Genomic DNA, 12,402 nt, shown 5'->3' on the forward strand with positions numbered 1-12,402 from the left:
CGGTACGACAATGGTCCCCATGCGCTTGAGGATCTTCATCGAACCGCAGCAGGGTGCGAGCTACGACACGCAGTTGGCGGTGGCAAAGGCGACCGAGGACCTGGGGTTCGACGCCTTCTTCCGTTCCGACCACTATCTGAAGATGGGCGACGTTGACGGTCTGCCCGGGCCGACCGACTCCTGGGTCACTCTCGCCGGACTGGCGCGGGAGACCTCCCATGTGCGCCTGGGCACGCTGATGACCGCCGCGACGTTCCGCCACCCCGGCCCCCTCGCCATCTCGGTGGCCCAGGTCGACCGGATGAGCGGCGGCCGCGTGGAGTTCGGCTTCGGCGCCGGCTGGTACGAGGACGAGCACGCCTCCTACGGCATCCCCTTCCCCGCCACTGCGCGGGAGCGGTTCGACCGCTACGAGGAGCAGCTCGACGTCATCACCGGCCTGTGGGCCACACCGGTGGGCGAGACCTTCCGCTACGAGGGGCGCCATTACCGCTTCTCCGAGGGGCCGGCGCTGCCCAAGCCCCAGCAGGAGCCGCGCCCGCCGGTGCTCATCGGCGGCACAGGGCCCACCCGCACCCCGCGGTTGGCGGCCGCCCACGCCGACGAGTACAACGTGCCCTTCGCCTCCGTCGAGGCCACCGCGGCCGCGTTCGACCGCGTGCGCGCGGCGGTGGCGGCGTCGGGCCGCAGCGAGCCGATGGTCTACTCCGCTGCGCAGGTCGTCTGCTGCGGGCGCGACGAGTCCGAACTCAAGCGCCGGGCAGCTGCGATCGGGCGCGACCCCGAGGAGCTGCGGCGCGACGGGCTCGCGGGCAGCCCGGCCGAGATCGTGGAGAAGCTCGGCCGGTTCCACGAGATCGGCTGCGAGCGTGTGTACCTGCAGGTGCTCGACCTGTCCGACGTGGACCACCTGGAGCTGATCGCCGCGCAGGTCTCGCGCCAGCTCCAGTAGTGCGATCGGCCCTCAGGGCGCCGGCGGCGCGGTGCCTTCGGGGCCGCGGGGCCGGTCCGGGCCCTCCCGCCGCCCGCTCGGCGCCGCCGCCTCCCGGCGGCGCCGAGCGCGGGAGTAGGCGTTCAGCACGATCCCGGCGGCGAGCATGAGCGCACCCAGCGGAATCGTCCAGTAGGGCGAGCCCGCGTCGGTCACCTCGGCGGCGCCGGGCGAGAGCAGAGTGATGGTCCCCCAGACGACCAGCGCGATGCCGCAGAGAACGAAGATGAGCGTGTCGCGCAGTGAGCGCATCGCGGGGGCTCCTCGGGATTCACTCGCCGGTGCGAGGGGCGGCGGCGGGCTCCGCGGCCGGGTGCGGCCGTCCACGCTCCCGCCTCCGGGGGTGTGTACGGCTCCTTGGACGCGCCGCACCCGGTAGGGGGTTCCGTCAGAGGCTTCCGGGACGCCGGTCTGCGCGCGGCACCCCGGAAGGTAACTTGATATCGAGATACTGTCCTAGATACCTTGATATCGAGATAAAGTGAGGCGAATGCACGGGACGGGCCGCATCGGCCGCCCTCGCGCGGACAGCCGTGCCACGTGCCGGTCCCCGAAATGCGCACGGCGCCGGGGACCGCGCGGACATCGCTGGTAGAACGGGGGAACCGGCGTGCCGTGGGGTGGTGCCGCAGCGCACTCAAGGCCATCTCGATAAGGGCAGCCTCAGTGATGTCCCGGTTCCTGCATTACGGCAGGATGCCGGGAGAAAGTGGCGAGATCAGGAGGCAAACACCGTGTCCGCGAACAGCTTCGGCAGCCGTGACACGCTCCGCGTTGGCGAAGAGTCGTATGAGTTCTTCCGCTTGGACGCCGTGGACGGCTCCGAGCGGCTTCCCTACAGCCTGAAGGTGCTGCTGGAGAACCTGCTGCGCACCGAGGACGGCACGAACGTCACCGCCGAGCACATCCGTGCACTGGGCCAGTGGGACGCCAAGGCCCAGCCCACCGAGGAGATCCAGTTCACCCCCGCGCGGGTGATCATGCAGGACTTCACCGGTGTGCCCTGCGTGGTCGACCTGGCGACGATGCGCGAGGCCGTCGGCGAGCTCGGGGGCGACCCCGGCAAGATCAACCCGCTTGCGCCGGCGGAGCTGGTCATCGACCACTCCGTGGTGGTCGACATCTTCGGCCGCCCCGACGCCTTCGAGCGCAACGTCGAGTTCGAGTACGAGCGCAACCGCGAGCGCTACCAGTTCCTGCGCTGGGGCCAGACGGCCTTCGACGAGTTCAAGGTCGTCCCGCCCGGTACCGGCATCGTGCACCAGGCCAACATCGAGCACCTGGCCCGGGCTGCCATGGTCCGCAACGGCCAGGTCTATCCCGACACCTGTGTGGGCACCGACTCCCACACCACCATGCAGAACGGACTGGGCGTCCTCGGCTGGGGCGTGGGCGGCATCGAGGCCGAGGCCGCCATGCTCGGCCAGCCGATCTCCATGCTCATCCCGCGAGTCGTCGGCTTCAAGCTGACCGGCTCCCTGCGCCCCGGAACCACCGCCACCGACCTCGTGCTCACCGTCACCGAGATGCTGCGCGAGCACGGCGTCGTCGGCAAGTTCGTGGAGTTCTACGGCGACGGCGTGGCGTCGGTGCCGCTGGCCAACCGCGCCACCATCGGCAACATGAGCCCGGAGTTCGGCTCGACCGCGGCGATGTTCCCGGTCGACGAGGAGACCATCCGGTACATGAAGCTGACCGGGCGCCCGGAGTCGCAGACCCGTCTGGTCGAGGCCTACGCCAAGGAGCAGGGCCTCTGGCACGACCCCGCGCGCGAGCCGGACTTCTCGGAGTACCTGGAGCTGGACCTCGGCGACGTCGTCCCCTCCATCGCCGGGCCCAAGCGGCCCCAGGACCGCATCGCGCTGACGTCGGCCAAGCCCGCCTGGCGCCACGACGTGCAGAACTACGTGATCAGCCCGGTCGACGAGGCCTCCGACGAGTCGTTCCCCGCCTCCGACGCCCCGGCCCGGCCCTCCAACGGCCAGCGCCCCAGCAACCCGGTGTCGGTCACTCTGTCCGACGGCACCCGGACCGAGGTCGACCACGGCAGCGTGGTGATCGCCGCGATCACCTCCTGCACCAACACCTCCAACCCCTCGGTCATGCTCGGTGCCGCCCTGCTGGCCAAGAACGCGGTGGAGAAGGGCCTGACCCGCAAGCCGTGGGTCAAGACCTCGCTGGCCCCCGGCTCCAAGGTCGTCACCGACTACTACGAGCGCTCCGGGCTGACCCCCTACCTGGACAAGCTCGGATTCAACCTGGTCGGCTACGGCTGCACCACCTGCATCGGCAACTCCGGCCCGCTGCCCGAGGAGATCTCCAAGGCGGTGCAGGAGAACGACCTCGCCGTCACCTCCGTGCTCTCGGGCAACCGCAACTTCGAGGGCCGGATCAACCCCGATGTCAAGATGAACTACCTGGCCTCCCCGCCGCTGGTGGTGGCCTACGCCCTGGCCGGGTCCATGGACATCGACCTGACCACCGAGCCGCTGGGCACCGGCGCCGACGGCCGGCCGGTCTACCTGGCCGACATCTGGCCGGCGCCCGAGGAGATCGAGGAGGTGATGGCCTCCGCGATCGCCTCGGACATGTACGAGACCGCCTACGCCGACGTCTTCGCCGGCGACGAGCGGTGGCGCTCGCTGCCCACGCCCACCGGGAACACCTTCGAGTGGGACGCGGACTCCACCTACGTGCGCAAGCCCCCGTACTTCGACGGCATGGGCGCCGCTCCGGAGCCGGTCACCGACATCTCCGGCGCCCGGGTCCTGGCCAAGCTCGGCGACTCGGTCACCACCGACCACATCTCGCCGGCCGGCGCCATCAAGCCCGACAGCCCGGCGGGCCAGTACCTCAAGGAGCACGGTGTCGCCCGCAAGGACTTCAACTCCTACGGTTCGCGGCGCGGCAACCACGAGGTCATGATCCGCGGGACCTTCGCCAACATCCGCCTGCGCAACCACCTCGCGCAGGGCACCGAGGGCGGCTACACCCGCGACTTCACCCTGGCCGACGACCCCGCCGACGCGCCCGTCACCTACATCTACGACGCGGCGCAGAACTACGCCGCCCAGGGCACCCCGCTGGTGGTGCTGGGCGGCAAGGAGTACGGTTCGGGCTCCTCGCGCGACTGGGCGGCCAAGGGCACGAGCCTGCTGGGCGTGCGCGCGGTCATCGCCGAGTCCTACGAGCGCATCCACCGCTCCAACCTCATCGGCATGGGCGTGCTGCCCCTCCAGTTCCCCAAGGGGCAGTCGGCCGACTCGCTCGGGCTGACCGGTGAGGAGGCCTTCTCGATCACCGGCATCACCGAGATGAACGAGGGCCGGGTGCCGCCCACGGTCAAGGTCACCACCGACACCGGGGTCGAGTTCGACGCCGACGTGCGCATCGACACCCCCGGTGAGGCCGGTTACTACCGCAACGGCGGCATTCTGCAGTACGTGCTGCGCCAGCTCATCGAGGAGTAAGGGCGCGTCCCGCCCGCGGCCCGGGCCGCATCAGGACACTTCGGGGCCGCCGCCCGTCGCGCACGGGCGGCGGCCCCCACGCTTGCGGCGGCGCCCGGCCGTGTCGGATGGGCGCCACCTGGACTCCGCGCGAGGCGGGCGGCAGGCATAATGTCGTCCCGGCACGTGCGGGTGAGACGACGGAGAGAGCGGCATGAGCGAGGGCGGCACCGGGGGCGGCGAGCACTACGCGGGGAGCTACCGGCTCGCCGAGTCCCTGGGGCGCGGCGGGTTCGGCGAGGTCTTTCGAGCCGAGGCGCCTGACGGCCGGACGGCGGCGGTCAAGCTGCTGCACGCCACATGGGCGGGCGATGCGGGCATGCGCCGCCGCTTCGCCGACGAGGTCGAGCAGGCCCGACGGGTCAGCGGATTCTGCGTGGCACCCATCCTCGACGCCGACCCCGACGCCCGGCAGCCCTGGATCGCCACCGAGTACATCGACGGGCCGACCCTGGAAGCCGCCGTGCGCGACCACGGCCCGCGGCGCGGTGCCGACCTGCACCGCCTGGCCGTGGCCACCGCGACGGCCTTGGCCGCGATCCACGGCGCCGGCGTCGTGCACCGTGATCTCAAACCCGCCAACATCCTGCTGGCACCCGACGGGCCCCGCGTGATCGACTTCGGCATCGCCCGCGCGATCGAGGCCACGTCGATGACGGCCAGCGGAGTCGTCGGCACCATCGGCTACATGGCCCCCGAGCAGCTCGAAGGGGCGCGGCTCACCGCGGCCGTGGACGTGTTCTCCTGGGGCGCCGTCATCGTCTACGCGGCCACCGGGGTGGAGGCCTTCGCCGCGCCCACCCAGGCGGCGCGTACCGTCCGCGTCCTCACCGGCGATCCCGACACCGGCGATCTGGACGATCCGCTGCTGCCGATCGTGCTCGCCTGCCTGGACAAGGACCCCGCGGCGCGCCCCAGCGCGCGCACGCTGCTGGACATGCTGCTGGGTACCCATGTCCCCGACGCCGCGGGGGAGCGGTCGGGCGAGTCCGGCAAGCGCGGCGGGCTGCGGGAAGCCGTCGACGAGGGCCCGACGCCGGTCGAAGCCGAGGCCCGGACCCGCGTCGAGGGCGTCAGGGGCGGCGGGACCCGTGTGGAGACCGTCCGGACCGAGCCGGGCGGCGGCTCCGAGGCGGGCCGCGACCGTCCCGCCACGCTGCGCTACACCGGCTACGCTCCGGGCGGCACGCGAGCGGCGCCCGGCGACGGTGCGCAGGCCCCCGCCGCACCCCCGCAGGCCTGGCCTCCGGGCCCGGCCCCCGCGTCACCGGTGCCCGCGCCCGAGAGCCGGCGTGCCGACACCTCAGCGCAGCCGCCCGACCCCGCGGGCGGCACCGTCGACCTCGGCCGCGCCCCGGCCGGCGGGGTGCCGCCCTACTGGTTCGCGGGGCACCGCTGCACCGACCCGGGTGAGCTGGCGGCGGCCATGCAGGCCGACTGGACGGCCGCCGTCGGCGTGTTCAGCGACGAGGAAGAGCGCGCCGCCCTTGGGGCGTGGATGGTCGACGACGTCGGCGACACCGCCACCGACCGCTCGATCTTCCGCCGCCGCCCCGACGACGCCAACCGCGCCGTCGCCTGGTTCGTCGCCCAGCAGCGCCCGGACCTGCCACCGGTTTTCCGCGGCCGTCCCGCCGCAGCGGCCGACCTGCGCGTTCGCTTCGCCCAGGTCCGGCCGGTCTTCACGGGTGCACCGCCGGACAACGAACTGCTGCTGCTGGCACGCCCGGAGGTGCTGCGCCTGCTCGCTCTGCACGCCGACCCCGGCTCCGGAGAACTGCGCGCGCTGGCCGACGACCTCGCCACCGCCGAGCAGGCCGCGACCCGGTTCCGCACCCGGATGGAGCAGGCCGTACCGCGCCTGGCCCAGCACGCCGCCGTCGACTCCGTGCTCATCCTCGCGCTGCTGCTCGCCCCCGAGCGCCCGGTGCGTCCCGATGCGGGCGGCCACGCGGAGGTGGGCGAGTGGTACGACGTGCTGTGGGGCGCCGTCGCGCGCGAGCAGGACCCGGCGGCCCGAGCGGGCACAGCCGCGACCGTCGCCTCGCTGACCGGCGCGGCGCGCGACAGCGGAATGCGCAGGGCCGAGTGGGCCGCGGCACTGGCCGAGGCGGAACGGGGGCGCGCGGCGGCGTCCGCACGCTGGGAGCGCGAGTCCCGGCTGTCCCGCGCCAGGCTGTGGGTGCGCCGAAGCCCGCTGCTGCTGATCGCCCCCGTCGCTGTGCTGATCGCCGTGCAGATGCAGGTGTTCGCGACCCCCCTGCAACCCGTTGATGTGGCCGGGTGGGGCGTGCTCTTCCTGGGAGCCTGGCTGCTGTCGGCGGTCGTCTCGTGGGTGATCGGGCGGTTCAGCGGCCCCACCGGCGGATTCCCCAGTGCCGAGCATGCCGCCCACGCCAACCTCACCTGGCACAGCGACTACGTCGCCCGGCTCGCCGACGCGGTCGAACAGATGCGCGCCGAACTCCACGCGGTGCGCCGAGCCTGCGACCCGTGACGCGGCTTCCCGCCCCGCCTTCCGCCGTGCCCCGTCCGCTCGACGCCGCCACGTCAGCGCTGGGTGCCGGCGACGCTGCCGGTGGTCTCCCCTGTGGGATCGACGGCGATGCAGGTGATGTCGCGATCGTTCAGCAGCGTCCACATCCGCTTGCTGGGGACGGCCGTGGTCAGCTCCAACTCGGATTGGACGTGGGCGGTGCCGACGTACTTCTCGAACTCCCCGCCGCACTCCGCGACGGCCGTGTCGCGCAGTTCGTCCTCGCCCGGGTACTCGCCGTCATCCATGGTCACGCGAGCGTAGATCTCACCGTCGTGAGGGCGGTCGCAGTCGGTGGGGGCGGCCTCGGAGATGTCCTCGGCCGTGCCGTCCAGGCAGGCGCCGACGTCCAAGCCGTGGACGCTGTCCCGGGGTGCGGCGAAGGGGTTCAAAGCGCAGCCGGTCATCAGGGCGGCGGCTGCCGAGGCGGCGCATGCGGTGGCGGTGCGCAGCACGCGCGGGCCGGACGGTCTCGAAGGCATGGGGGTGTCTTCCGTCGGTGGGGGATGTCGCGGCGGGCCGTGTTCAGGCGCTCGCGGAAGGCTTCGCGCCCGGCACCGCCGAAGAGAGTGTAGATAATCCCGCTTGCCGACCTCTACCCCGTATGCAGGCAAAATCGGTCCCCTGCGCGGGGTGGGCGCGCCCGCCCGCTCGGCGGCCGCGCCCACCGCGGCGGTGGGGCCGGCTCAGCGCGAGGCGCCGGAGAGGCTGCCGGTCGTGTCGCCGGCGGGGTCGAAGGCGATGCAGAGGATCTCGCGGTCGTTCAGGGACTCCCACGTCTCCTTGGAGGGGTAGAGCATGTGGATGTCGAGTTCGGAGTCGGCGTAGGCCGTGCCGACGAACGACTCGAACTCCGCGAGGCACTCCTCCTCGGCGGTGCTGCTGACCTCGGCGTCGCCGGGGTACTCGCCGTCTTGCAGCATGGTGCCGGCGAACACCTCGCCGAAGTGCGGCTGAGTGCACTCCACGGTGGCGGCCTCGGTGATCTCGCCGTCTGACAGCCGGTCGGCCAGGCAGTCGCCGACCTCGAGTCGGAAGACGTCGTTCTGCAGGCCGGGGATCAAGCCGCAGCCGACGAGGGCCGGACCGGCGGCCGCAGCGGCGAACGCGGAGGCGATGCGCACCACCTGCGGCCGGATGGTCGTCGAGGGCATGGGGGAGTCTCCGTCTGATCGGGGATGGTGAACGGGGCGACGCAGCCGCCGAGCGCCCAGGGGGCCGGGTGTCCGGCGGCACCGGAGCCCGGCGCGGCCGCGGGCGCCACAGCGGGGCGCTGTGGCACGCGGCCCGTACCGGGCTCGGCAACCTCATCCGACGCGCCGCAGCGGAGCGGCGTTCCCGGGGAAGACGAACGTGCGTGTGGCCGCTGTCCCGTCCGCGGAGCCGCGCGCCGCTGCGTGTCGGCGGCGACTCGACGCCCCCGCTCCGCCGGTGCGCTAGAGCTCGACCTTCATCGGCTCCTCGCTGGGCTCGGGCATGCCGCCCGCAGGTTCCAGGCTGATACCCAGCTGCCGGGCGGAGCCCATGTCACCGGCCATCCCCGAGTACATGCCCTCGCCGGAGCGCTCCAGCATCCCCGCCGAGCGCATGCCGGAGTCGTCGACGTACCACATCTGGTAGTCCATTCCCTCCGGAGGCGCGGGCAGGCCTTTGACCATGATCATCACCATGTCGTTGCGATCGGAGGTGAACACGGTCGCCTGCGCCCGGCTGTGGGTGACGGGCTGTTCGTGCATGCTGGTGTCGGAGGAGGCCAGCAGCGACTCCACCTTGGCCGTGTGCTCGCTCATCTCCTCCATGCGCTGGCCCATGGCCACGACGGTCGCACCCAGGACCAGGACGAGCACCCCGGACGCCGCCGCCAGAACCCACGGCAGCCGGCGGCCGCGCCTCCTGCGGTCGGCCATGCCGACGACGTGCGCGCCGTCGCCCGTCTCCGTGTCACCGCCGTCCGCCTCCGCGGCGGCCCGGTGCGCCGACGCCGACCCCTCGGCGCCGCCCTCGGGCCCCGGCCGGGAATCGGCCGTCTCCGGCGGCAGGCGGCGTACGTTCGGCACGGCCGCGCGCAGCCGCTCCCAGACCGCCTCGGGCGGACGCTCGGCCTGGGCGTAGGCCAGGCGCACGGTCGTCGCGTGGAACTCGGTCAGGTCGCGGCGGCAGTCGGCGCACTCCTCGATGTGGCGCCGCGCCCGCTCGCGCTCCTCGCCGCTCAGCGCATCGACCGCATAGGCGGCGGTCAATCCGTGCACATCGTGCTCGGGCACGCTCACCATGAACCCCCTTGGATGCTCCGGGACCTGCCCCGGGGAGGAGTCGCGATTCCGCGAAGCAGGGCGGCGACGGCGACGCGCGCTGCCCTGTGCGACGGTTTCGTTCCTCTTGGTGAAAGGGCCCCATCATCCCGGCCCCGCATGGTGTCTCTCGGGTGGGAACGCACGAGGACACGGGTGCCGGAGGTCGGTCGAGAGCCCGGGGGGCCGGTCCTGGGCGCCTGCGGAGGCGGTGTACGACCGGCCGACATCGATCGGGCGGCCGTCGCCTGTGAGGCAGGAACCCTCGCCCGCGAGGTCGGGAACCCCGGAGCCGCAACGCAGGGAGAAGTCAAACCGTCACCCCCAGGCAGTCGCGCAGGCGGATCAGCCCGTCGCGCAGCCGGCCCTTCACCGTGGTCAGCGGCACCCCCAGCAGTTCGGCGGTCTCTCGCTGGGTGTAGCCGGTGTAGTAGGTCAGCCGGACGGCCTCGTTCTGCATCTCCGTCAGCCGGCGCAGGCAGCGGCGCACCTTCTCCCGCTCCAACCGGTGCTCCACCTGCTCGGCCACGTCCTCGGGCGGGGATGACTCCGGCGCCATGCGGCCGGCGACCTCCATGCGGGTCGCGGCCGACTGCTCCGCGCGCACCCGGTCCACGGCCCGGCGGTGGGCCAGTGTGAGCACCCAGGAGCGCACGCCGCCCCGGGCGGGGTCGAAGCGGGCGGCCAGGCGCCACAGCTCGGTGAACACCTCCTGGGTGACCTCCTCGGCCTGGGCGCGGTCCAGTATGACGCGGCGGGCGAGGCCGAAGACCGGGCCCGCCAGTTCGCGGTAGACGTCCTCGAAGGCGTCGAGTTCGCCCAGGGCCGTGCGCTGCAACAGAGCGACCAGCAGGCGCTCGTCGTCGGGACCGTCCGCGCCGTCCGCCGCGCTTTCGGCCGCCTGTGCGCGGCCCGGCGGCTGCGCCGGTATCGCCTGTTCCACTCGTGCCACCGTCCTCGGCTCCCACACCCGCCGTCGATTCCGATCCAGACTGCATTCGGAGCCGACACGGTCGAGGCGACCGCGGTGCCGTGACCGTCCATCGGGTGTTATCGTTTCGTGATCTTATCGGCGGTCTCTTCGCCGAAGGCCGCTCCGAAGCAGGGGCGTGTCTGATCATCAAACCACCTCGGCAGAGGAATCGGCGGCCGGGCAGCCGCCGCGGCGCCCTCGCCCTCGCGTCGGCGCGCTGTGCGGGCTCATCGCCGCAGGCGCCGCGCTGGGTACGGCCGAAATCGTCGGAGCGTTCGTGCGCCCCGCCGCCACCCCGCTGATCGCGGTCGGACAGGCGGTCATCGACCTCACGCCGCAGGCGCTGCGGGAGTTCGCGATCGCGGCGGTGGGCGAGGCCGACCGGCCGTTGCTCGTGGCCGGGACCGCTGTGCTGCTGGCGCTCTTCACGGCGGCGATCGGCGTCGGCTCCCTGCGGCGGCCCTGGGTCGGCGACGCCGGCATCGCGGCGCTCGCCGCGATCGCCATGGCCGCCGCACTCACCCGGCCCGAGGCGGACGCACTCTACGCCCTGCCCTCCGTGGCCGGCGGCGCGGTGGCGCTGGCACTGCTGCGCCTGCTGGTGCGCACCGCCCGGCTTTCCGCGGCCGCACCCGCATCCGGGGAGGGGGGAGAGAACCCCGCCGGAGCGGACACGTCCGCCGCCGAGTCCACCGACCCCTCCGAAGCCTCGTCGAACGCCGCGGGCGCCCGTCCGGCTGCCGGCGCCTTCGACCGCCGCCGGTTCGTGCTCCTGGCGGGCGGCGCGGCCCTGGCCTCGGCCGGAGCCGGAGCCGCCGGGCGATGGTGGGCCACCGCGCAGGCGGGGGTGGAGGCGAGCCGCGAGGCGATCCGGCTGCCCCGTCCCGCCTCCCCGGCGCCGCCGCTGCCCGACGGAGCCGAACTCGACGTGGACGGGCTGAGCTCGTTCTTCACGCCCAACGGCGACTTCTACCGGGTCGACACCGCGCTGTCGGTGCCGCGCATCGACGCCACGCGCTGGCGGCTGCGCATCCACGGGCGCGGAGCGAGCGAACGCGAATACACCTACGCCGACCTGCTGGAGCGCTCCGACCTGATCGAGCGCGACGTCACCTTGGCGTGCGTGTCCAACCGGGTCGGCGGCTCCTACGTCGGCAACGCCCGCTGGATCGGCGTGCCGCTGGCCGCACTGCTGCGCGAGGCGGGGGTCCGCCCTCCCGGCGAAGGCGGACCCGCCGACCAGCTCGTATCGCGTTCCTCGGACGGCATGACCATCGGCACCCCCGTGGAGGCGCTGATGGACGGCCGCGACGCCCTGCTGGCCGTCGGGATGAACGGCAAGCCGCTGCCCGCCGAGCACGGGTTCCCGGCGCGGGTGGTGGTGCCCGGCCTCTACGGCTACGTTTCGGCGTGCAAGTGGGTGGAGGAGATGGAGCTGACCACCTTCGACGCCTTCGACGCCTATTGGGTGCCGCGCGGCTGGGCCGAACAGGCGCCGATCAAGACCCAGTCGCGCATCGACACCCCGGGCACGGGCGCACAGGTGAGCGCCGGGACCGTGCCGATCGCCGGCGTGGCCTGGGCCCAGCATGTCGGCGTGGAAGCGGTCGAGGTGCGCATCGACGACGGTCCCTGGCGGAGCGCGCGCCTGGCCGCCGAAGACACCGCCGACACCTGGCGCCAGTGGGTCCTGGAGTGGGACGCCGAGCCCGGCGAGCACCGCATCACTGTGCGCGCGACCGACGAATCCGGCGCCACTCAGGTCGCCGAGGAGTCGCCGCCGGCGCCCGACGGGGCCACCGGCCACCACACCGTCGACGTGACGGTCTCCTGAGGCGCGGCTGCGCGAACGCGTGTACCCGCACGGCTCCGCCCCCCGGTCCCGACGTCGGCGGCGACCGCTCACGGCGGCGGTGGCGAGCGGGACCGACCGGATCCGAAGCGACACCCGTGTCCACCCGATCGCCGACCACGCCGCGCCGCCTGGTCGCCGCGGGAGTCGTCGGCCGGGCCGCCGAGTTCCCGGCGGCCGCCTGCGACGACGACAGGGTGGAAACGGCGGCAGGGGCGCGGAGGAATCCATGGCCGGGGAGGAGGGTAGG

At 73.1% G+C, this 12,402-nt stretch carries 9 protein-coding genes; 4 read left to right on the top strand and 5 right to left on the bottom strand.

Translation table 11 applies throughout. The features are described 5' to 3' along the window. Window positions 1-19: 19 nt before the first annotated feature. Window positions 20-952 carry an LLM class F420-dependent oxidoreductase gene (locus tag LP52_RS01990; protein ID WP_040270339.1) on the top strand — a complete coding sequence of 311 codons (933 nt, stop codon included), beginning with the start codon at window positions 20-22 and terminating at the stop codon, window positions 950-952. Between the two features lie 12 nt (window positions 953-964). On the opposite strand, the gene LP52_RS01995 is transcribed toward LP52_RS01990, so the two are convergent. Further along, window positions 965-1,243, bottom strand: a complete 279-nt coding sequence (locus tag LP52_RS01995; RefSeq protein WP_040270231.1) for a hypothetical protein — start codon at window positions 1,241-1,243, stop codon at window positions 965-967. A gap of 482 nt (window positions 1,244-1,725) precedes the next feature. Here LP52_RS01995 and acnA point away from each other — a divergent pair, with 482 nt between their 5' ends. Together acnA and LP52_RS27975 are read left to right on the top strand one after the other, a co-directional pair. After that, the gene (gene acnA / locus LP52_RS02000; protein WP_040270233.1) at window positions 1,726-4,461 is read left to right on the top strand and encodes an aconitate hydratase AcnA; all 2,736 of its coding nucleotides are present in this window, start codon (window positions 1,726-1,728) and stop codon (window positions 4,459-4,461) included. 193 nt (window positions 4,462-4,654) lie between these two features. Beyond that, the gene (locus LP52_RS27975; RefSeq protein WP_052809313.1) at window positions 4,655-6,997 is read left to right on the top strand and encodes a serine/threonine-protein kinase; all 2,343 of its coding nucleotides are present in this window, start codon (window positions 4,655-4,657) and stop codon (window positions 6,995-6,997) included. A gap of 53 nt (window positions 6,998-7,050) precedes the next feature. Here the strand turns inward: LP52_RS27975 and LP52_RS25545 are convergent, their stop codons facing one another. The 4 genes from LP52_RS25545 to sigK all read right to left on the bottom strand — a co-directional run bounded on the left by LP52_RS25545 (window position 7,051) and on the right by sigK (window position 10,279). Beyond that, on the bottom strand, window positions 7,051-7,518 hold the full coding sequence (locus LP52_RS25545; RefSeq protein WP_052809314.1) for a septum formation family protein: 468 nt from the start codon (window positions 7,516-7,518) through the stop codon (window positions 7,051-7,053). A gap of 204 nt (window positions 7,519-7,722) precedes the next feature. Next, complete coding sequence (locus LP52_RS02015) at window positions 7,723-8,190, bottom strand: septum formation family protein (RefSeq protein WP_052809315.1); 468 nt, start codon at window positions 8,188-8,190, stop codon at window positions 7,723-7,725. A gap of 282 nt (window positions 8,191-8,472) precedes the next feature. Further along, window positions 8,473-9,309: an anti-sigma factor gene (locus LP52_RS02020; RefSeq protein ID WP_040270235.1), complete on the bottom strand. Its 837-nt coding sequence runs from the start codon at window positions 9,307-9,309 to the stop codon at window positions 8,473-8,475. A gap of 328 nt (window positions 9,310-9,637) precedes the next feature. Continuing rightward, window positions 9,638-10,279 (bottom strand): ECF RNA polymerase sigma factor SigK, encoded by a 642-nt coding sequence (sigK, locus tag LP52_RS02025; RefSeq protein ID WP_274518773.1) that lies wholly within the window; start codon window positions 10,277-10,279, stop codon window positions 9,638-9,640. Window positions 10,280-10,436: 157 nt separating this feature from the next. Here sigK and LP52_RS02030 point away from each other — a divergent pair, with 157 nt between their 5' ends. Continuing rightward, window positions 10,437-12,134, top strand: coding sequence for a molybdopterin-dependent oxidoreductase (locus LP52_RS02030; RefSeq protein ID WP_040270238.1), 1,698 nt, complete (start codon window positions 10,437-10,439; stop codon window positions 12,132-12,134). The last annotated feature ends 268 nt before the right edge of the window (window positions 12,135-12,402 follow it).

This window comes from Streptomonospora alba, from assembly GCF_000826685.1.
GTDB classification, from domain to species: Bacteria; Actinomycetota; Actinomycetes; order Streptosporangiales; family Streptosporangiaceae; genus Streptomonospora; species Streptomonospora alba.

Excerpts from the sequence above, each read along its gene's own strand:
- LP52_RS01995 (WP_040270231.1), bottom strand. The coding sequence starts at position 1,243 with ATGCGCTCACTGCGCGACACGCTCATCTTCGTTCTCTGCGGCATCGCG.
- LP52_RS02015 (WP_052809315.1), bottom strand. The coding sequence starts at position 8,190 with ATGCCCTCGACGACCATCCGGCCGCAGGTGGTGCGCATCGCCTCCGCG.
- LP52_RS27975 (WP_052809313.1), top strand. The coding sequence starts at position 4,655 with ATGAGCGAGGGCGGCACCGGGGGCGGCGAGCACTACGCGGGGAGCTAC.
- LP52_RS02020 (WP_040270235.1), bottom strand. The coding sequence starts at position 9,309 with ATGGTGAGCGTGCCCGAGCACGATGTGCACGGATTGACCGCCGCCTAT.
- LP52_RS25545 (WP_052809314.1), bottom strand. The coding sequence starts at position 7,518 with ATGCCTTCGAGACCGTCCGGCCCGCGCGTGCTGCGCACCGCCACCGCA.
- LP52_RS01990 (WP_040270339.1), top strand. The coding sequence starts at position 20 with ATGCGCTTGAGGATCTTCATCGAACCGCAGCAGGGTGCGAGCTACGAC.